This is a genomic window from Bacillus sp. T3 (assembly GCF_033449965.1).
Lineage (GTDB): Bacteria > Bacillota > Bacilli > Bacillales > Cytobacillaceae > Bacillus_BU.
Map to the genome: position 1 here is coordinate 2,196,324 of NZ_CP137761.1, position 21,647 is coordinate 2,217,970.

Annotated in this window: 15 protein-coding genes and 3 pseudogenes; 17 read left to right on the plus strand and 1 reads right to left on the minus strand. The window is 32.3% G+C overall.

Annotated features, from left to right (window positions below):
• Positions 1-660: 660 nt before the first annotated feature.
• From RGF10_RS11385 to RGF10_RS11435, 11 genes and pseudogenes are all read left to right on the plus strand, one after another.
• Positions 661-2,418 carry an ATP-dependent nuclease gene (locus RGF10_RS11385; RefSeq protein WP_318509111.1) on the plus strand — a complete coding sequence of 586 codons (1,758 nt, stop codon included), beginning with the start codon at positions 661-663 and terminating at the stop codon, positions 2,416-2,418.
• Entirely contained in the window at positions 2,408-3,946 is a 1,539-nt protein-coding gene (locus tag RGF10_RS11390) for a UvrD-helicase domain-containing protein (protein WP_318509112.1), read from the plus strand. Before RGF10_RS11385 ends, RGF10_RS11390 begins: the two co-directional genes overlap by 11 nt.
• Before the next feature lie 150 nt (positions 3,947-4,096).
• Positions 4,097-4,795, plus strand: coding sequence for a hypothetical protein (locus tag RGF10_RS11395; protein WP_318509113.1), 699 nt, complete (start codon positions 4,097-4,099; stop codon positions 4,793-4,795).
• A gap of 405 nt (positions 4,796-5,200) precedes the next feature.
• Positions 5,201-5,407, plus strand: coding sequence for a hypothetical protein (locus tag RGF10_RS11400; RefSeq protein ID WP_318509114.1), 207 nt, complete (start codon positions 5,201-5,203; stop codon positions 5,405-5,407).
• Between the two features lie 5 nt (positions 5,408-5,412).
• Positions 5,413-5,784 (plus strand): hypothetical protein, encoded by a 372-nt coding sequence (locus RGF10_RS11405; RefSeq protein WP_318509115.1) that lies wholly within the window; start codon positions 5,413-5,415, stop codon positions 5,782-5,784.
• An 878-nt stretch (positions 5,785-6,662) separates the two neighbouring features.
• Positions 6,663-6,959 carry an ATP-binding protein gene (locus RGF10_RS23825; protein WP_412176702.1) on the plus strand — a complete coding sequence of 99 codons (297 nt, stop codon included), beginning with the start codon at positions 6,663-6,665 and terminating at the stop codon, positions 6,957-6,959.
• Positions 6,960-7,035: 76 nt separating this feature from the next.
• Entirely contained in the window at positions 7,036-7,320 is a 285-nt protein-coding gene (locus RGF10_RS23830) for an ATP-binding protein (RefSeq protein WP_412176725.1), read from the plus strand.
• Between the two features lie 1,223 nt (positions 7,321-8,543).
• A complete protein-coding gene (locus RGF10_RS11415) occupies positions 8,544-9,131 on the plus strand; it encodes a hypothetical protein (RefSeq protein WP_318509116.1) in 588 nt (195 codons plus the stop codon).
• 831 nt (positions 9,132-9,962) lie between these two features.
• Positions 9,963-11,318: a DNA cytosine methyltransferase gene (locus RGF10_RS11420; protein ID WP_318509117.1), complete on the plus strand. Its 1,356-nt coding sequence runs from the start codon at positions 9,963-9,965 to the stop codon at positions 11,316-11,318.
• Between the two features lie 348 nt (positions 11,319-11,666).
• Positions 11,667-12,588: pseudogene (locus tag RGF10_RS23835) on the plus strand (MspI family type II restriction endonuclease).
• Between the two features lie 264 nt (positions 12,589-12,852).
• The gene (locus tag RGF10_RS11435) at positions 12,853-13,020 is read left to right on the plus strand and encodes a DUF3427 domain-containing protein (RefSeq protein ID WP_318509427.1); all 168 of its coding nucleotides are present in this window, start codon (positions 12,853-12,855) and stop codon (positions 13,018-13,020) included.
• Positions 13,021-13,195: 175 nt separating this feature from the next.
• On the opposite strand, the pseudogene RGF10_RS11440 reads toward RGF10_RS11435, so the two are convergent.
• Positions 13,196-13,564 (minus strand): annotated as a pseudogene (locus RGF10_RS11440) ((deoxy)nucleoside triphosphate pyrophosphohydrolase); the annotation flags it as partial.
• A gap of 815 nt (positions 13,565-14,379) precedes the next feature.
• On the opposite strand from RGF10_RS11440, the gene RGF10_RS11445 reads away from it, so the two are divergent.
• From RGF10_RS11445 to RGF10_RS11465, 6 genes and pseudogenes are all read left to right on the plus strand, one after another.
• Positions 14,380-14,928, plus strand: coding sequence for a hypothetical protein (locus RGF10_RS11445; protein ID WP_318509120.1), 549 nt, complete (start codon positions 14,380-14,382; stop codon positions 14,926-14,928).
• A gap of 49 nt (positions 14,929-14,977) precedes the next feature.
• Positions 14,978-15,046 (plus strand): annotated as a pseudogene (locus tag RGF10_RS23840) (hypothetical protein); the annotation flags it as partial.
• 126 nt (positions 15,047-15,172) lie between these two features.
• The gene (locus RGF10_RS11450) at positions 15,173-16,717 is read left to right on the plus strand and encodes a hypothetical protein (RefSeq protein WP_318509121.1); all 1,545 of its coding nucleotides are present in this window, start codon (positions 15,173-15,175) and stop codon (positions 16,715-16,717) included.
• The gene (locus RGF10_RS11455) at positions 16,704-19,325 is read left to right on the plus strand and encodes a phospholipase D family protein (protein ID WP_318509122.1); all 2,622 of its coding nucleotides are present in this window, start codon (positions 16,704-16,706) and stop codon (positions 19,323-19,325) included. The genes RGF10_RS11450 and RGF10_RS11455 overlap by 14 nt, the downstream gene beginning before the upstream one ends.
• A 90-nt stretch (positions 19,326-19,415) precedes the next feature.
• Complete coding sequence (locus tag RGF10_RS11460) at positions 19,416-20,066, plus strand: hypothetical protein (protein WP_318509123.1); 651 nt, start codon at positions 19,416-19,418, stop codon at positions 20,064-20,066.
• A 1,008-nt stretch (positions 20,067-21,074) separates the two neighbouring features.
• Complete coding sequence (locus tag RGF10_RS11465) at positions 21,075-21,644, plus strand: hypothetical protein (protein WP_318509124.1); 570 nt, start codon at positions 21,075-21,077, stop codon at positions 21,642-21,644.
• Positions 21,645-21,647 lie beyond the last annotated feature (3 nt).

Consider the following 21,647-nt stretch of genomic DNA (forward strand, 5'->3'; position numbering starts at 1 on the left):
ATTATTAATCCGATTTAAAAGAGAACGACTTCATTGAACTTAAGAGTGCAATTAAAAAAATTAATGATATCCTAACGTTTAAAACAACGATTCACCTATTGGATTTTATATCTGTTTACTTTAGTATCCCAAATTCAAGATACGAGGAAATAAAAAGTCAAATATTAAAAACCAAACCTAACAGTAATGGATATGATATAAGGATAGATAAGTATAAAATTATCGCTGAAGTTAAATGTAATATTCCTTTAAATAATGGAACTATATTTGGTAGACAGCAAAGTTTTTAACTCCAAAAAGATATTGAAAAGCCATTAAAAGGAACTAGCAAAATTAAAGAGATAATTAATGATGATCATTACAAGTTCCTAGGAATTTATAATAATGGTTAAGGAACAACAATTGCATTTAATAAATTTTTAAAAACAAAACATATGGAAGACCTTTATGAAAGTGTAGAAATATTAAGTGATACAACCGAATTGACTAAGGAAAAGGTATACATAGTATTGGTTTAAAAATGTCTACTCAGAAAAGCACTGATTGCTCAGTACTTTTTTAATTTCTTGAAGAATAGTAGAAATTTGGTAATATTTATCTAAAGACTACATTATTCGACGATTTTCTCTGAGAAAATTCTAAAGAAATACGGGGGAGATTATGAAACTAAAAAGCCTAGAAGTGAAAAATTTTCGTAATTTTGAAGAGGTAAATATTAATCTAACAAACCAAAATGTCATTTTTGGTATGAACGATGTAGGAAAAACAAATCTAATGTATGCTTTAAGATTCTTATTGGACAGAGATGTTAGAAAAAATGGATTTAAAGAATCTGATTACTTTAAAAACGATACTAGTAAAGTAATTAGTATAACATTAGGAATTGATTTGGAAGACAGGGAAACTGATAATGACTCAAAACACGTAATAGCAAAAGTAGGTAGAGCAAGATCTGGTACAGGTAGAAACTTAGATAATTTTTTTATACGTATTAAAGGTGTTTATGATGAAAGTGAAAATTTAGGAATACCTAAGATTTACTGGGGAAATAAAGTAGATGAACTAGAAGAACTTTTACAAAATGGAATATTAAGTCCACTTGATAGCCTATTTAAAGTTGTATATTTGGATCCTACAATAGACTTAGAAAGTACCTTTTCAAAAAACAGAAGAAAATTATTTGATCAAACTAAACTAAGTGATTCTGATGTAACTATTTCTAATGATATAAAAGGGATTGGCAAACAGTTAAATGAAAAAATTAGTAGTATGGAGGTTATTCAATCTTTTCAGTCTACTATTACGAGCGAATATAAAAAGTTAAAGAAAGAAAATATATCCATTGAAATGAAATCTGAAATATCCATTAATGGATATTTTGGAAATCTAATACCGTATATTAAAAGAGATAACGATGATAATATTTATCCTACATCTGGAGATGGAAGAAAGAAGATATTAGCTTACTCACTTTGGAATCATCTCATAAAAGCACAAGAAGGTAACAAGATTATTATTTACTTAATTGAAGAGCCTGAGAATAGTTTACACAGGTCAATGCAAATAGCACTTTCAAAACAACTTTTTGAATCAGAGGTATATACATACTTCTTTTTATCAACTCATTCTTCGGAATTACTTTACGAAATGGATAATGCGTCGCTCATTCGTATATATTCTCAAAACAAAACGAATTGTGAATCGTATATCTATCATGTTGAAGATAAGTATAAGGAAGTTAAGAAGGAGTTAAATAGATCACTCGCTACCGCTTTATTTGCTGAGAAAGTATTATTAGTTGAAGGTCCGTCGGAAAAAGTACTCTTTGAAAAGATTCTTGAAGAAGTTTATCCGACTTATGAGCTTGATGGAGGATACTTATTAGAGGTTAATGGTATTAATTTTGAACCCTATGTTAAGGTTTTAAAAGCACTAGACATAAAACCGATAGTTAAAACTGATAACGATCTTAAAGCTAAGAAAGGCTCTCCAAAAATATTTGACTTAATTGGGTTAAATAGATGTCTTAGACTTATTGAAGCTGGAGTAAAAGGCAGTGTTGAGATTAACTATTTTATATTAAATGATGAAAAAAAAGAGGTAAAAGATTTAGTACTAAAAGAAATTTTAGTAAAAAGTAAGAAACTTCAGATCTTCGGGGAATTTGAATCGGAAATTAAAACACTAATGGAAAATAAGATCTTCTTATCTAAGATTGATTTAGAGCACGATTTATTTGAAGCTATAGGTGAGAGAATGGTAGAAATTCTTGGGGATTCCCCAATTGATTATCTGCAAAATTCCAAATTATTGAATATGATTGAGTTAACAAAGGAGCTAACCAAAGAGGATTGTAATAATATTTTTAACCATGAATTGTTTAAGGCATTAAAGGAGTTGGTTCCAAATGCTAGTTGATCAAAAGCAAAGAGAAGAAATATTAGCCGATGACGGAAATATCGTAATTTCAGCAAGTGCTGGCTCAGGTAAAACTACTATCATGGTAAGAAAAATGAAACTTGAACTAGAAAATATTAAAGACCACAAAACAATTGCAGCAATTACTTTTACTGTTAAAGCAACGAGTGAAATTAGGAAAAAAGCAGGTAATCAAATTGAGAAGCAATTTGTGGCTATGACCAATGATGCCTTTATAGAACACGAAGTAATTAGACCTTTTATAAAGGATGCATTAGGAACTGAATTTAATGGGGATTATACCATTGATTATGGAGTAAAGTTCAATAAGTTTTACCAGGGATTGGAAACGCTGAAGTCAACAAATGTTTTAGGTACTTTTAGAGATAATAAAGAAAACTTCAATTTTAGACTTGCTTTGTTCATCTTAGAGAAGTCTATTGCCGCCCAAGAGTATTTAAAATCGAAATATCAGACTATCTTTATTGATGAGTATCAGGATTCAGATAGTGACATGCATCGGTTCTTTATGATGCTTAAAAATGATTTAAATATAAAGCTGTTCATTGTTGGCGATGCTAAACAGGCTATTTATATATGGCGAGGAGCAATGAGTAACATTTTTGAGCTATTACAAAAAGAGGAGTTTAACTACTATGAACTCGTTACTAATTTTAGATGTGATGAAGAAATAGAAAATTTTGCGAACCTTTTTCATAATCCAAAATATGTTAAGGACCTAAAGGATATTAAGGGCAACGTTATCTTTAAAGAGTTTAATAACTTCTCAAATTTCAGTGAGTTTAGTAACTTTAAAGGATTCGACGAGTTTTTTAGAAATCTTATAGGTGAAAAAAAGATAGATATTAGTAAAGAGATAACAATTATTTCAAATATAAATAACGATGCAGCTAGAATTGCAGAGCAATTGAATGAAGCTGGCTATAATTTTGTATTTATACCTAAAACCCCAATTGATGATGGTTTACCAAATGGATATTTACTTAAAGAGCTAGCACTCTTCACAAAAAATACAACCTATACAATATATGATTTTATTGAAAATACGAATATTGATGAAAGAAATCAAACACGATTAGAAGTTAATAAAATTATAAGTGATTTAAAGAAGGGAGATACCCTTAATTATAAAAAAATCGAAAGAATTTTATCCAATTTGGCAGAGTACTTAAGTATAAATATAAGTAAAGAGGAAACAGAAAAATTCCATGAAAGTGTTTGTGAAAGTAAATATGAAATGGCATTTACTCTTTTAGATGAAAAACATAAGGTAATGACCGTTTTTGCGTCAAAAGGATTAGAATTCGATCAAGTTATAAGTTTTGCTAGATACTATAATATCCATAATAATCAAAATATGCAGAACCATTACGTTTGTATTACGAGAGCTAAAGAAAAGTTTGTTATGTGCCTAGACAATGAGGATTATTTTCCTTTTGTTATAAAAAAAGCTACAGAAAAAGGTATTGAATATTTGTCTAAAGAGTTAGTAACTAATAGAAATTAGAAAATATAATAATTTTATATACGAGGGTTGAACCCTCGTATGTGTTTTAGATTTTCTTAATAATTCTTCAATCTATAAAAATATCCAATTTATATTATTAACTAAAACTTTCTAAATATATGAAGTAAAAAAACATTCAGAGGTGTGAGAATGTCGAGGAAAATAAAAGAGGTATTATCAGAAAGAACAGATATATCACGCTTTGTTGTACATCTTACAAAGAATACTAACGATGGTAATGCTTTAGAGAATTTAGTTTCAATACTTAACGATAAAGAAATAAGAGGACGTAACCATCATTGTCTATTTTCTCCAATGCTTCGAGCTGAAGAAGAGGATCTACAGGAAAGATTTAATGTTGTATGTTTTACAGAAACTCCCCTTGATAAAATTCATCTTTTAACAGAGATATCAAATCGAAAAGTTAATTTAGAACCTTATGGAATTGTATTTAAAAAAGAAAAGATTAGAAAATCCCGTGGAAATCCTGTTTTTTATATTTACGAAGAAAATCATATGCTAATTAGATATTTTAAAAAGCAATATGAGGAGTTTATTGAAGAATATTATAACGAAGATACTCTAGGAGCTTTTTTTACATTAGGTTCCATAATTAATATTGTTAAAAAAGGACATGATTTTCATTGGGAAAGAGAATGGAGAGTAAGAAAAAGACTAAGGTTTACTTATGATGAAATTTATGCAGTTATTGCACCCCGTAATAAGCATGAGAAAATAAAAAAGCAATTAAGAATTAACGATTTTAATTATATTCCATTTATAGATTCCAAATGGAATTACGAAGAAATGCTTGAAAGAATCTCTTACCAACTTTGGGAGATTGAGTAGTAGATAGAGATGCTCAGAGAAAAATGTATAAATAGTGATACTTATATAGTTTTAGGATAGTTTTCTTGAAGTAATTGTGACCGCTTGAAAGAGTTGACACAGTTTTTGCTTGATAAAATGCAACACTTTTTTCAGTTAAATGCTTCCTTTTTTATGGAAGTGTGGTTAGGATAGTCTTTTTAACAATCATACAACCACTATATGTCTTTACAATTATCAATACTAATATTTATACACATTTACGAAGTTGTGCTTGTTGCACTAAAGGGGCAGGTTAAATTAAGAAGGAAATGCTCTTTCAAACGTCGAATATCATGAGTAGATACCCATAATAGTTGATGAATATGTCATCAAAAAACCTATTATTTCAAGATGCTTTTGTTTTCTAACTTAAGGGGGACAAGTATGTCTAGAATACCAATTGGACCAGTTATTGAAGGTGTTAAAAAAACAGGGAAATTCGTTAAAGACAACAAAAAAGAGATTGGGGCATTTATAAGTGATGTAGGTAGTATTGGAGGAGCAGCAAAAAGTGGAAAAAAGAATCAAAAACAGACGATAAATTGCATCCAAGGCATAATAGTTATTTACATTATAAAACTAAAATACTAACGGAATTGGATAGTCAAAATAGGAATGAACTTTTTCAATATATAGATGAAATCGAACAGTTTATCCAACAGATAAAGAATGAGGAAAAAAGGGAAATTGGCGTAAAAAAGCCTATACATAAAAAAAGAATTAATAATTGGAATGATATTCTTATTCAAATTAAAGATAAGATGTCTACAAAAGATTATCTTGAATTTATTAAGATTTATAACAACCCAAATTATCAAAGTGAATATTTTAAAGGTTTTGAGGGGCAAGTCGAGAAATTCAAAAAACTCAATAATGTTGAAAATTATGATGAACTATTGAAATATATTGCAGAAATAACCAGTAGGAATATTGAAAAGATCAAGAAAGATTTTTTACTAAAAGACTAAAATATTACCCAAAATATTAAGCCAACATGGTTAAAATAAAGGGCTGAAGGGCTGCTGCATGATCCCAATAATTTGTTAAAAGGGAAATACAATACAGTATAGGCATGCTTCTTGTATGAATTTTTGAGCTTTCTCTGAGCAGAAAAGATAATGAAGGTTACAAAAAAGTGTATTGTGCATATTAAAGTAACGCGTGCATGAGTTAAAGAAATGATCGGTGCAGCGGTCATTTTTCTTATTGCGCTAACGGGGGCGATTCTTCCTTAAGGGAGATCGCTTTTTATAATTCGAGTATAGGGGCAGGTTACTTTAATAACATGTTTAATATTCTTTTATTAATTAAAAGGGAAAAATAGTAAGAACAACGTAAGCCCGAATTGCATCCTATAAACGATTACACGGTGAAATTGGCCAATTTTCTACGAACATAGACCATATGCCTGATAATCACAGATTATATCTGGATCATAATCCTGAAAATAATCTTAAGTGGGCAGAAACTAATGGGCCATCTATGATACAATTTGTTTCTTATATCTGGGAAACCAATGTGGAGAAAAAAGCATTAAATATTCTTAGCACATTAAGGAACTTAACTGCGAAATACTCCAAGAATGAAATAGAAAAAAGCGACAGAATCGTTACTTGAAATATCACCAAACCCTACTGTTTCTGTTTTAAAAGGCGTATTGGAGAGAAGTAAGAAGCGAAACCAAAAACGAAAAACAGATACTAATAGTCATCCTACCGACGTTAATGACTATGGATTCTTTCGTGGCGCTAAATACTTTGGGAGGGACCATAATTGATGAACCATAAATGATGAACCAAGAAACTTTACGCAAATTAACAGAAATGAAAATGGGTGCTATGCAGAGTTGTACCGGCAACAGAGTCAGAATAAAGAATACCGTAATATGGATTTTGATGATCGATTCAACTTGATGGTAGATTATGAGTATGATCGTCGAAAATCCAATAAGTTAGAGCGATTAATTAAACTGGCCACATTCAACGAACCAATGGCAGCAATTGAAGATATAGAATATCATCCTGACTGCAAATTAGATAAAAACCTAATACTAGAGTTAGCCACAGGGGTGCATCAGGAAACGGATAGACGTGGATTTCAAATGCCTATGGGGTTCATGCATTCCGACAATTTTACAAAGTAAAATATATTAGATTACCTGTATTACTTGATGAATTAGCTGTAGAAAAATATGAAGTAGATGGTAGCTTCCGTAAGTAATTCAAAAATATAGAAAGATTGATTTATTAATACTAGATGAGTGGTTATTAACAGACCTTTCAGAGGAAAATGTACTTCATGTGTTGGAAATTATTGAGGCAAGGTTTAAAAGAGCATTTACTATATTCTGTTCTCAATTTTCTTCAGAAGGTTGGCATTCGAAGTTAGGACAAGCACAAGTGGCTGATGCGATTCTGGACCGTATCGTTCATGATTTTTATAAGGTTTTAGTTGATGGGGAAGTCTCTATGAGAGAACGTCACGGATTGGCGGGAATTAAATGATTCCAATAGAAGTTGAGAATCGTATAGCTAAGTTTTTTTTCATAGGTATTTACCTAATGAAGTGATGAACCAAGTTGAATGTAGACTATTACCCTCCTGCATATGGACCGAAGATGAGGATTTGAATCATGATGAACTTGTTCGTTGGGCAATTGAGATTATTGACAGGGAGTTAGAGAATAAAAGATTTAAATAATACGATAACAGCTATTTGAACGGTCTCAGTTCTAATGGCTGTATACTCCTTTATTAACATTGGCTCCCTTTCACACAAAAACTTGCTCATTCATCCGCAAACCGTGGCTTAAAACTCCGCACCACTGGCTCAATTTATCTGCAATACTTAGATGAAAGGATTTTTGTGTTTTAAATCATATTAAATATATTTTATTACTATGAATAAAGAATGGATATTTAAAAACTTAAGGAGTGTAATTAAATGGAACGTCAAACATTAAGTGCAAAAGAAGCCGCAAAACTGGTTTCCAGAATTTCTTTGAAAATATGTGCTACCTAGAATCCGTTTTCATGCTCTTCGACATACTTCTGCTACATTATTAATTAATCAAAACGTACACATGAAAACGATTAGAGCCGCTTTGGTCATTCAAACATCCAAACTACCATGGATATATATGGACATTCTTTAAAAAGTGCTGATCAGGATGCAGCTGAAAAATTGGACTTTTTATTTAACAACAAAAGAGCAAGGGAACTTAAATAAAAAACAACAAACCTAAAGAGGATCTAAAAGCTCTTAAAGATGCCTATTAATTACTGAATCATTTCTTAGTTTAAGGCGGATTTGGAGCTTTTTTATGGTCATTTTTATTTATCTCAACATTAATTAATACTTGCTATACTCGTAATATAAATGTGAAGGTAATATATTTGTAGTAAATTATATTTATTGCAGAACAGGGTTTAACAACTAAATATTCATGACTTTTGACAAAACTTTTCTAAAATAATTGTCTTTTAATGGTATAATTTAGTATAAATGGTATCGTTTTTTCGCTTAAAGTGTCAGTTTTTGCAATGTAATATTGATATAGAGGAGAAAGATGAATAAAAGAGCAAGTCTTTCTATTTTTGCTTAAAAATGAGAAGATAACAAGTTTATAAGATATTTCAGAACTAAAAGGCATAAAAATACTTATTGATAAACGAACCCTTGATAAGATTATTGATCAAGAAATTATTAATTATTGGGAGAGATATATATGGCTCAAAAATTTGTTAACTTCTTAGCTTTCGTAGCTGTTATTGCAGGTGTCATATTCTATTCTAATTATGAAGATGAGGTAAAAGCTAAAAATCAATTAACTAATAAACAAGCCATAGAAATGACAAAAGAAATCGTTAAAACTCAAGGTCCATTGATATTAAAAGATTTAGGTGTTAAAGACGACGGGATTTTAAATAGAATTACAATAGATAAAGGTGTCAGAGATGATGATTATGCTGGATTATATACTGATAGAACTTATACAACTTGGAATGATAGTAATAAAATAACATATGACGAAGGCACTAATACTATTAACTTATATCCCTTTACATATCTTACTGAACGCGATGAAAACGGTGATCCAATTTTTCTTTCAAAGGATCAGTATCCTTCGAAGGTTGAATTTAGGAGATCGATGATTGAAACACTTGCACACGAATTACGACATTATTATCAAGATCGAACTGGTGAATCAATTAAACACCCATATGATGAAAGCATACCTCATGATGAACGTTGGGCAGAAAAAGATTCAAATAAATACATGGAAAAATATTATAAATCACTTCAAAATAAATAAGTAAGCGTTGAGCTTTCTTCATGTTGTCGAGAAAGAGGGAAGGTTTGCTAATTAAATTGAAAGGTTATAGCTTTATATATTTTATTCATCAGGGCTCTAAAAGGGAGGAAAAGAAGGCTAAGCGAAAAGATAATCACTTGGGGTGTTAATAATTATCCTGTTTTAGATTACCATCTTAAGTTATTTAGCCTTTTATGAAGTCGCAACTGGTAGTGTTTGGTGGCAATTTGGCGGCAAACCAGCTGTTCAATACTAATGGCTATAACAGGTAAAACAGAAAAACCCTTGCTATTGCAAGGGTTTTTGTACGTCCCAGAGAGGATTCGAACCTCCGACCTACAGTTTAGGAAACTTTTGCTTTTTGCGATTTATATAAAGGTTTATACCACTGAAAGTGTGATTTAGTTCCTACAGGCTTGCAGGTAGTAAGTCCTACGTTGCGAGAAAAATTTAAAAGAACTTTTCGTTAGCGATAAACTTATAGGTGGTTATTGGGAAATCTAGTATGATGCTACACTTGTTGGGTTTGTAAAAAAGGAAGGCAAGAAATATAACGCTTTAAACTATCATAAAAAACTGATTACCGAAAAATTCCCTTGGCTTACATTGGTAATAAAGATGGCAATGGTGGTAAAATCTTGTGGCGGTAATCAAAGATTCTTCGGTAAATACCTTGTACTGATTTTTTTAGCAAATTCAATTTATTTCCAATTATAAAATCCTAGTTGAAAAAAACAACCAAATAGTTAATAATTATAATTTTATATAGGACAATTGAATAGATATTTGATAAAATGAAAATATAAACATATGTTCGTATAGGAGGTAAATATGAGGGAGTTTACAAGTATTGACTTGTTTTCTGGTCCAGGAGGTTTGGCAACAGGATTTTTTTGGGCTGGAATAAAACCATTAATTGCTGTTGAATGGACTAATACCACAGTCCAAACATATTCAAAATCGCACAATGCTGATATATTTGAACTAGAGCAATACTTAACTGGTGAAATGAAAAATCCAGAACAGTTTTTTTTACCGAATGATAAAACCCTTTTAATACATGGTGACATAAATAAAGTATCAAATGAATTAATTATGAAATTATTAACTGAACGGTTCGGGACAAAGACGGTTGATATTGTTACTGGAGGTGCTCCATGTGAAAGTTTTTCAATGGCTGGGAAAAGAGCACATGAAGACGACAGAGATGAATTATTTTTAAACATACTTCGAATCTCAAGATTTGTAAAAAGTAAAATGATAATGTTCGAAAATGTTAAAGGATTATTATCCAAAAAAAATAAAGATGAATCAATTTTTGAAAACATTTGTGATGAATTTGAGGCGAATGACAGAGAAACTAATTACTTTCTTGCTAGTCGTAATCCAAAAGAAGTTCTTTTAAAAGCAAGTGATTATGGTGTCCCACAAAATCGAGAACGTGTTTTTTTAGTTGCAATACGACAGGATTTAAATGCAATATATAGTTATCCAGAAAAAACCCACGGTTCAGATAAAATTTTTCCATATGTAACAGTAGGTAATGCACTTTTGGATTTGCCCCAAATAAATGCTGGTGAAGAGAATAATGAATACAAATTTAGTCTTTCTGATAAGAATCTAGAAATTCAACAAAAGGAATTTCTATTTCAAATGAGGGGCTTAACTCTAGGTACACCTCAACATTTATCTGATAACGAAAATATTCTTTCCAGTCATAGAGCAGTGAATCATCGGGAAAAAATGATAAAGAGAATGGAATTAATAAGACAGGGAGAAAGTATGAAAACTGCTGCGGAACGTCTTATTTTAGAAGGAAAAGAAGATTTAAGGAAAGATGTATTTCCAGCAAAATTATATGGTGCGAGGAATAGGCGTTTAAAAGAAGATAATCCTAGTTTTACAGTAACATCACATTGCTTAGATGAAATGATTCATCCACTAAAAGATAGGGGCTTAACCCCAAGAGAAGCGGCGCGCTTACAAAGTTTTCCGGATTGGTATGTGTTTGAAGGGCCATATGTTAAATTTCATTCGGATCCTGAACAGGATCAATATGAACAGATTGGGGACGCTATTCCACCCCTGTTAGCATTTGCTTTAGCAAAAGAAGTAGTGAAAACTCTTGAACAAATATATGAGCAGTGGTCAGAAGATGAAAAACAAGAAGAATTAATAAATATATAAAATTTTCAACAAAAAGAGTAGAATTATATTCTGCTCTTTTTTTATGGTATCCTAATAACAACAACCAGAATCCAAAATATAGGAGATGTTAGGGTCGTGGAGGAAGAAAATAAATACAAAAGTGAGCATGGATTAAAAAATAAAAAAAATCTATCTTCGCTTTTAGAAATGTATTATCAAAAGGGATATATAACTCAGAATAAAATAAAATATTCTGAAGGATATAGTATTAATCCTACACAATTTAAGTCGGATCATTTAATAGAATTCGATGATGGAGAACAATGGGCTATACATTCCACTTCAACAATTAGAACAGATAGAGCTAAACAATTACAATGGGATGCAATGCATATAAAAAATTTAAATAATAAAGTTACTAAAGTGCTTTTAGTTTTTCCTGATAGTTTACCACCAAAAGAACAGCAAACCAGCCTTAGTTATCAAAAACAAATTCGAGAGCATAAAATATATTCTGCAATTGATGATTGTATTAGTACAAGTGAACTGGATCAATTAATTGAAGAAAAAGCGCTTTATTCATTAGAAATCGGAAAAAGAAAAGCTTTTGAGGGAACGAATTTTGAGGAAAAAATTGTAAATATCCTAAGTCATAAAGGAAATATAGAAAAGTGGAATACCGCCAGCAGAACACAGGATGGATTTCAATATTTATTTTTTAAGAAGGTAATAGAACTTAATGGTATAAAAAAAGGGAAAAAATTGAAAACATCAATGTGACAAATGATATTCCAAAATTACCATCTAATGGACAACCTAAAACAGATGTATTGTTAATTATTAAAACTAATAAACAAAGAATCCAGGTAACATTTTCTTGTAAAAGATCGAGTGCAAAAAGGGTTTCTATTCATCAATATAAAGCAGAGTCATTTATTAAGGTTTTAAATATTACTGATACTTCATTAAAAGAGGCATTTTTAAAATTTCAAGAGTGTGGTGGATTTAAAGAAATGAAATTAAAGTATCAAACATTATTTGAATATATGAAAGAAAATTTATCTAAATATAATAAAAAGCTTACAGAATGGGCTTATTCAGGAGCAGGGGAGAAGGGGATCCTAATATTCATTGGGCAAATTACATGTTAGTATATAAAAATCACTCTGATGAAATTGATGTTTACCCAATGGAGGAATATATTGAAAGTAAATTATCTAAACCAAATGGTCAATTGGGTACTCCATTCCAATGGACATTTCCTTCAAAAAACAAGGGGAAAAGTATCCAGTTAAAAGGCAGTATATAATGAGCAAATATACATTTCAAATTGACGAACAGTTATTACAAAATATTCCCCATCAAATTTGAAAGGGTGTTTTTATGCTATGAAGTAATTTTTTAATATTATACTGCAACTCACCAATATATAGTGGAATTAAGCTACAACCTTGGCTATTTTACTAAACACAGAATACGGATCCAAGAGAAGGAAGCAAACATGGCCATAAACTATAAGCAATGACCTAACTGTTTGCTCACGAATGGAAAAGATTATTTCCTTTATATTGACTTGCACAAAGAGGCAGATGTTGAGGAGAGACTGAATTACAAGGATGAAATAGTAGACACACGTCATTTCCAATGGCAAACACCACATACAACTGCCCAACATAAGAATTCTGGTCAAAAAACATTATTTACAATAAGAGTAGGGGAACTAATCTTCATTTATTTGTGAGAAAGTATAAATAAATAGATGGAAAAAATGAACCATTCATTTATATTGGCAAAGGTAATACGATTCGTTTTGAAGGGAATAAGCCCATAACCGTACAACTTGAGTTAGAAAATGAATTACCAGTGAAACTCTATACTGAGTTCACTAAAAAGTATAGTCTTCTCCGCGGAGAAGACTATTTTACATGAACTAATAATTCAACAGCTGGTATATCAGCAGGAGCCCAAACTAAAGAGAGAAGATTTTCTCTTTTAAGCCATATTAATTTGGAATGCTCTGTTGGTGTTGGCGTTCCGCCGGTGATGCTACATTTAATCGCAATCAAGTTAATGATAAAGGTTTCATACTCATGAGTGATATAATTATGTAATTCCTTCGTTTCAATCTCACAATGTAACTCTTCCGCAATTTCTCTTTTTAAAGCTGTGAAGATATCTTCGTTTTGCTCCACTTTCCCCCCAGGAAATTCCCACATATTCGGTATCGCCATTTGGGGTGATCTAAGGGCACAAAGAATTTCGTTTTGATCATTTTCGATAATGGCTGCTACAACTTTTACTGTTTTTTCAAGTTTATCACCTACTGTTAGTTACTAGTCTTAATCATAACATGGATTCTTGATACGAATAAACCTTCATTTTTTCGTTCTCTATGTATAGTAACTGTTTAATAAACCTTTTTTATGATTTGCAAACTTTTCCCGAATTAACAATATTTAAATGAATGATTACGGCCACAGAAATGTACCAGCTGTGACAAAGTTTTTACCATTAAATGACAAAAAATGCACCAATGAATGACAACAAGTTACCACGTTATACCTTCATGATCAAAAGTTAAATAACAGTAGTTTTGGGAATAAAAATTTTATATTTTTTAAATGAATTTGATTGATTTTCATTAAGACGGTCTTCCGCAAACGGGCCCCATATTGTAGAGTAACTCTTATATTGCATAGTAGACTCTTACTGCGCAGCAACGAACTTTAACTTTTAGATTAGATGATTTGCTTGAATGGTACCTCATAAAACGACATTGGTACCTTTTCATTTTCAAGGAAATTATTTCACATTTATGAATAATTAGAACAACGAATTGTAATTATCTGTTATTATTTTAGTGTGAAGATAGGTGAAATAGTGAAATTTTTCACTTACACTAACGAAGCAGTTTAGTTTTCTCGGACTGTGCCAGAAGGTAAACTGCTTAGCTTATTGAAAGAATATCTTGAGCAGAATGATATTATGCCGTTAAAATGGGCAACTACATATTGGTGTATAGATAAGGTTCTTAAGCTTGACTCAAGCAAAGAAGATTAAAACTCTATTACAGTAATAAACTATGAGGGAAGGTAATCACATGTTTAATGCAAAGTTAAGAAAGAATGCAATCGACAATTATAATGCAGCGGTTGAACGTTATGAAAAAGTCGCCAATGATTTAGGTGAAAATACGAATGTTCTTTATAAAGAGCGTGAAAAAGCTTTAAAACTTGTTAAATTAATAGAAGAACGAATTAATAAATTAGCAAACACTCCAAAGGAATTCAAAGTAACACTTAAAAAAATTGAAATTGAAGTGGTAAATTTCAAGACAAAACAACAAGAAATTAAAAAGGCAGAAGTTGAAGCAAAAGCAGCTGCTGGAGGTTCTGGAGCGGGTGCAACTTTAAGTGCTCTTGGAGTTGCTGTAGCGACAATGGGTCCAACAGCAGCAATGGGCATTGCCACTACTTTTGGTGTTGCATCAACAGGTACTGCTATCTATACTTTATCAGGAGCCGCTGCGACTAATGCTGCATTGGCATGGCTTGGTGGTGGTGCATTACTATTAATAGAGTTACAAAAGTTGGGGACAATCCCTGCAATGGATATAAATAGTTATGCTTCTGCTTTAGATTCTATATAGTAATGAATGATGAAGAGGTATTTATACTATCCAATAGTACACAAAGCAAGTTTATATTTCTCTAAACGGGTTTAATCTTCGGAACAGAGCTGCTCATGGCTTAATTAGTATTGAATAATGTATAAAATAATATCATGTGCTTAACTATATTTGTTATTAGTTTGTTTTTTCCTAGATGAGAATAATAGTTGAAATTGCAATTAATAAGTAGTTCCATAGATAACTAATTTAGGAGGACATAGCCATGCAACTTGCACAAGGTCCTGTTTGGACAACCTCTAACGTTAATACAATAAAAGGTGAAGATCATCTTGGTATTCGGTTTGTTGGAATTAGCATTGCTGACACACTTCAGTCTGGTATTACAAGTATCACACCCCGTGCTAGATATTGGTCCTTTTTTGCTTGGGTCCTTTATGATTTCCTTCAATATAGTTCATCTGAAAAATCGTTGAAAGAGTTTAAGAGATTTCTAAAAACACAAGAGTGGTTTTACATATTGTCCAATATCGGTTGGGCTGTGAAAAGCAAAACCGTGACAAATGCCTTAATTGGAAGTAAAAAAGGGGTTTCGGCTTGGGTGAGCAATCAGTCTGCTTTTGAGCCTGTCTTAGATTATGTTAAGGATTCCTTTGGAGGTTATGGAACTTATCGAAATGTAATGAAAATCATAGGATTAACAAGGGAATCTAATGCCGATAAAGGTGTTCAAATAGACCGGTTGACACCATTTGGTAAAGAACTGGCAGAGTCATTTGAAAATACTATAAAAGGTACAGCCTATTATCAAAGATATCGTCATTCTGATGTTCCAATTCCAAGGGATGTCCTAGTGGAATACGGATCCGTCGCGGGACTTTCGAGTATGAAGTTTGGAGTTTCAAAGGACCTTCCTATTCTGATAAACCTCTTTATTCCAAAAGAACCGAAGAGTGATCGAGCAAGGCTAAGAAAGCAATCATTGCTTTATTATATGAATATTATTAATCAGCTACCAGGACAAAAAATGTCTTTTAAGATCTGGCAAAAAACGATGTATGATGGATATTATCATCAGAAGCTTCAACTACCAAAGGAGCTTCAGACGGTTGCGATTGGCTGGGAAATCTATCATGCTCGTCAAATGTTTACGTATAGTTTAGATAGTATGTGGTCGTATGTACTTGATCTGATGTCTAGGAGGATATACACAACCTCTGAATTAATTACGCATGTTTTAGATGAATTAACGACTGCTGGGTATGATTTAAATCAAAACGTTCATCAATTGGGAGATCTCATCCCACTTCATCCAGATACTCGTCAGGAGTATGTACAGAATATGTCCTTCGATGAGAGGGGTGTGGTGACACATATTTGGGATGCTTTATTAGTGCTTTTAGATGTACGTAGTCGTCTACAAAATAGAAGTGAATTTAATGAAATGCATAGTAGCCTTTTAAAGCTAGGTGGGAGAGAGAGTATCTCCTTTAAATCTTGGGATCTTATTTGTGAGCAATATCAGGATGAATTAGTAAGTGATTTTGTGTCATATATTTTAAAATATTATATTTTAGACCAACATCAGAAGGTTGCCTTAAACAAAATCATAACGACAAAGAACGACACGTATCATTTTGTTGAAAATGATGGCAAGCTTTATTTTATAAGTGATGATCGACCTACATTTAACGTTTTTCGTGTGAACCAAGGCTTAACGATTTTAGAGGACTTACAGTTAATAAAAGGAATAAACGGTTCCTTTTCTGTAACACCTTATGGTCAGGTGAATTTAAATGAAAACAGTTAATCTTATCCATGAGTTAAATGAACCAGGATATAAAGTTTCGTTGTTCACTTCCTACTCGATTGATCTCGTCTTCTTTGAAAAGATGATCATGCGGCATTTGATAGAACAAAACTGTACGTATGTAGGGTTAGTAGTGGATCAAAACTGCTTGCAGGAGTCAATTCAAAAGCCCAATATTAAAGAGCTAGGTACTCATTATATGGTGAAAGGTGTAGAAACAAATCAGGCCTTTCACCCTAAGATGTATCTTTTGTTAGGTGAGAAGAAGGCCAAGCTCATGATTGGAAGCGGAAATTTAACACCAGCGGGCTTTATTACAAATCACGAGGTTTTCAATGTATTTACATATAATGAAGAAGAGCTGGACACAGAACATCTAGCTATTATTCAAGCAGCGTATCACTTATTTTATTCTCTCCATCACGAACAAGATCAGAAGCTTTGGAAGTTAATCTTTCAAAAGCTAGCAGGATTTCATTACTTGTTTCAACTAACAAACTCAAACGGATTGGTACATATCTTACATAATCATACCCGCTCTCTTCAGGAACAACTGGCTGGAATTTTACCAACCAACATTCGTTTAATCGAGTGCTTCTCTCCTTATTTTGACCGTTCTCTTTCAGTATTAAATACATGGGAAAATGCTTTTATTGATAGTGAAATTAAGGTGTTTTTGCAAAACGGAACAACAAACTTTCCAAAACACTTTCTGCAAAGTACTAGATTTTCTATCTATGAGGCTGTCTTTCATAAGGATTGGGACAAGCGGTACCACGGGAAGGTTTTTCGATTTGTCGGTGATGAGGAGGAAGTCATTGTTTATGGTAGTGCCAATTGTAGTCGTCAGGCATTTTTACAAACATTTAAGGATGCTGGAAATAGTGAAGCGATAGTTGTAGAGAAGGCTGCTAGAGGAACATTTGAATCGTTTTTTTCTCAAAGTATACAGATTAAACAGCTCATTCCAGATAGCTTTTCTGTTCTTGAGGAAGATGAGACCAACGAAACGTCTTTAATTCCCGTTCGCTTTGTGGAAGGAATCTATGAAAATAAGTGTCTTACAGTAAAAGTGAAAACAAATGAGTATATAGAACGTTTTTCTTTAAATGGGATAGAAGGTCATGTTAAGGCGATAGTCGCTCAGGTTTGGACGTATGAGTTTAAGGATTGTACTCCTTCTTCTATTGTGGAGTTTGTAGCCTTTATAAATGGGGAATCGCTTATTCTATCTGGATGGGTTCATCATATTGAATTACTTCAACAGCATTTTGAAAACGTGAAGAAGCTGCCATATGAGAGTTTGAAGGAGGACCCTTATTTAGAAGATTATCAAAATATCGTTAGTTTACTTGAAGATTTACATTATAGGCTAGTTCTTACAGAAGAGGATATGGAAGAAAAGAAAACCGGGTTTAAAACAAGTTCAGCTGTTCATCAACATATTGAAATAAGTGAGAGTAATGTTACAGAAATTAGTGTAAATCTCGAGGACTATTATGTTGATGAAAGCTTAGAAGAAATTAAGTATGGCTCTGTTGGTGGGGTAGATGTATTGGGAAGCCTTATCCATTCCATTCTAAGTCAATTCAACAAAGTAGGGGCAACGACTCTAGAAGTAAGCAGTGAGCAATCACCCCATCAGGGAAGTGGTGAATTAACACATGATCTGAAAGAAAAGCTGTTAAGAAGAATGTACCGATTTACAAAAAAGCTACACCAAGGTATCACTTCTTCCGCCTTTTTAGAAAAAATCTCTCCTGACGCTTTTGTGAGGAACTTGACGATTTATTGTGGTTTCTTACTAAAGGTGTATTATAAACTAGGCAATGAGTTTTACTCTAAAAATGAGATTGTGGAGGAGTTGTGTAAGGTTGTTAAAGCTCTTGAAGAGTATACTGAGCATCAAACTCTAGATATCCAGATTGAAGAAGTACAGTATTTACTTGTGCTGGCCCTATCTTCTATTGTTGCGAAAGACTTACTGTTAAAGGATGATGAAAATTACCAGCAGGTACGTGCTGAAAAAGCCAAACTAGGACTTCATCTGAAACTCATTCATCAGCGCATGCATCCGATTCGAGAATCGTACACGGAATACACAGACTTAATCCAACAGCAATTACAGATTCTTCAATTACAAGTAACGAATGAAGACATCGAAAAAACAATTGAGGAACGCTTTCCAATACTAACCCATAATCAATTTGTTGAACGATTAAAGAAGTTTGAGGGTGTTTCTGAGGATAACCTTCCTAGTGTTAATGAACCGAAACTCACATGCGACCGGATCGTAAGGTTAAACAATGACCTTAATCTAATGCAGCTATCTTTACTATCTTCTATGTTATCGGTAGACGAATGGGAGGATCACACGAGCTTTTATTTGATTTGGAGGAACACCGATCAAAGCTCGAACTTAAAAAGATTTGTTCTCTATTACAATCAAAAAAAATCAATATTAAGAAAAAAGTTTGTTTATCGAAATGGGCTTGAACCAAGAAAAGAAGAGAAAGTAAACGTAACGAAGACTAATCTCCTATCAGCTGCAAGTAAAGGAGCAGTATCCATTTTGGCTGACGGGTTCAAGGGGATAAGGGACAAATAAAAGGCTATGATGTTGAACGACTGAACCCTCTATTTTCCTTTCTAGATAACAAATTGAAATGCAACATAATTAAATTGGAGAGAGAAATATATGAATGGGGCACTTCCAGAGACAAAGCTTATTTTTAAAAAGCTTTTGAATGAAGAACAAAGAGGATATATTAAAACTTTCCTAAATGAAATAGAAACAAAGAAAGAAAAATATGAAACACAAGTTTTATGGTTAATGGATCAAAAAATTGGAGGAATTGGTGGCTACTGTATGCCCGCTGATCCGAAGAAAAACCCTTTCCCAGGAGGTTTGGAGAGGGAGCTCTTTCGACCTTTACAGTATGCAAGGTCAGAAATTGATGTTTTAGATGTTAGATTGCATGCTAGGCATGTTATACATTATAGTGGTATGCATTTAGAAGCTGTTATGAGGCTCTTTGTTGTCAGTACAAAATTAATGGGTAAATTAAGATTTTCCAAATCTACTTTAGGAAAATTAGCACATGAAGCAAAAGAAAAAAATATTTTTGATGAAGTGCTCATTAATTCATTATTTAATTTTATCGTTTTATTTAACAAGGCAAAACATGAAGTTAACATGCGTGATGAGAGGGCCAGATTATTTTCAGTAGAAGATGCAATTGTTAGCTATTTTGCAGCAAGAATAATAGGGAAAACTGTACTTACAAAAATAGAATACCCACTGTCTTTGCATACATATGAAATTAACAATGACCCATTTGTGTTTTAATTTAGTTTGTGAAAGGATACTACATGTTATTAGGTCGCAGTCTATGAAAATTAAAGAAATTCAGGGTATGAGATAATATGTGTTAGTGACTGTTATTAGAATTTCTACACTTCATGATTCCCTACTAAAATACATTTTTGCGAAGTGTTAGCATAAGTGAAAAGGAGTTTAACAATATTTCTAAACAAAGACTAGATGAGGAGCAGGAACTGATAGCCACACTGCCATACACACTTGAACAACTAAGAGATACGTGATGTAATTCTGAATGCTTACAATAAATATGATTTGCATCTAGCTTGAATTGAAATAAATCATATTATAATAATATTAGAAACAACAATAAAAGAAGCAGGGACCAATAGGGTTTTCCTGCTTTTATTCAAGTTGTTACTGAATCAATCATTGATCCTTTTTTAACACAATTAATTGAGTTAAAATTTACAAAAAAACTCTTTTTACAAAAATATCCTCGGCTATTTAGCAGGTGCGGTGTACCCTTCCATAACAGCTTATTGGTAAAACTGTAAGTTGCCTCTGAATTGATATATTTCTTACCCGAATATTATTGTAGACCTTGGCTAAATCGGGTCCCACAGGCACTATTCTTGTGTAAATATAAACCAAAATATAGTAAAATAGCAGGAGTGAAATTCCTAAAATAGCAACTCTTAGGAAGTAGTAGAGCAGGTTCTAATGGGATGGTTAGATGATTACGGAAAAGGTAGAATAAAAGCCTTGTATATAGTATCCACTTCTGTAAAAAGGCTAATTTAACACTTGGAAAAAGTCACTCAAGATATTATCCTCCACCAATAAATTATGTAGAAGAATATTTTCTTTGTTCCGAGTGGTTTGAAGTAACAGTCAATAATGACCGCCCATATTTAATGTAGTGGTTAGCGTTACATCAATAAAGTAAACATATTTTAAAGTAGTATAGGATGAATTTGGGTGAATTAAAGGAAAGGCTGTACTTCAATAATAGAGCTTAGGAGAAGGACAAATATGGTAAAATACAATTTAGAGCCAAGTGAATCAATTCTTATTCAGAGTACCGGTGTTTGTGAAGGAAGCGGGCTTATGACCGCATTTACCGATGAACTTATTCTTACTAACATGAACATTATCCATGTTAGTAAGGGCTTGCTTGGAAATACAAAAAGTGTGCGGAAGTACCCACTTAATCAGGTGAAAATCATAAATGGCGAAGCACAGGCTATTATGGGTAAAAGTACTAATGGTATACCTAATCTTCAGATATATTTTACAAATGGCCAATTGACTTTCAAATTTCAAAGCTCAGCCAAAAAGGAAATTGTGAAATATGTTAATGGAATTAGCAAGGTATTAATTGGGAGAGAGTCAAATTTAGTAGCAAATCAATTTGCAATTCCCGGAGCAGAAATTGTAGCAGAAACGCTTAAAGATACTATAGGTGTTTTTAAAGGAACATTAGGAATTAAATCGAAAAGCAAAGCTGCGGATGAACCAGGTAAAGGCTACAAAAAAATGTATCGGTTGTATGTCACCTCTTACTGGAACCAAAGGTCAAAGCATTCGCTGCAGTTATTGTGATAC

Excerpts from the sequence above, each read along its gene's own strand:
- RGF10_RS11385 (WP_318509111.1), top strand. The coding sequence starts at position 661 with ATGAAACTAAAAAGCCTAGAAGTGAAAAATTTTCGTAATTTTGAAGAG.
- RGF10_RS11390 (WP_318509112.1), top strand. The coding sequence starts at position 2,408 with ATGCTAGTTGATCAAAAGCAAAGAGAAGAAATATTAGCCGATGACGGA.
- RGF10_RS11395 (WP_318509113.1), top strand. The coding sequence starts at position 4,097 with ATGTCGAGGAAAATAAAAGAGGTATTATCAGAAAGAACAGATATATCA.
- RGF10_RS11400 (WP_318509114.1), top strand. The coding sequence starts at position 5,201 with ATGTCTAGAATACCAATTGGACCAGTTATTGAAGGTGTTAAAAAAACA.
- RGF10_RS11415 (WP_318509116.1), top strand. The coding sequence starts at position 8,544 with ATGGCTCAAAAATTTGTTAACTTCTTAGCTTTCGTAGCTGTTATTGCA.
- RGF10_RS11420 (WP_318509117.1), top strand. The coding sequence starts at position 9,963 with ATGAGGGAGTTTACAAGTATTGACTTGTTTTCTGGTCCAGGAGGTTTG.
- RGF10_RS11445 (WP_318509120.1), top strand. The coding sequence starts at position 14,380 with ATGTTTAATGCAAAGTTAAGAAAGAATGCAATCGACAATTATAATGCA.
- RGF10_RS11450 (WP_318509121.1), top strand. The coding sequence starts at position 15,173 with ATGCAACTTGCACAAGGTCCTGTTTGGACAACCTCTAACGTTAATACA.
- RGF10_RS11455 (WP_318509122.1), top strand. The coding sequence starts at position 16,704 with ATGAAAACAGTTAATCTTATCCATGAGTTAAATGAACCAGGATATAAA.
- RGF10_RS11460 (WP_318509123.1), top strand. The coding sequence starts at position 19,416 with ATGAATGGGGCACTTCCAGAGACAAAGCTTATTTTTAAAAAGCTTTTG.
- RGF10_RS11465 (WP_318509124.1), top strand. The coding sequence starts at position 21,075 with ATGGTAAAATACAATTTAGAGCCAAGTGAATCAATTCTTATTCAGAGT.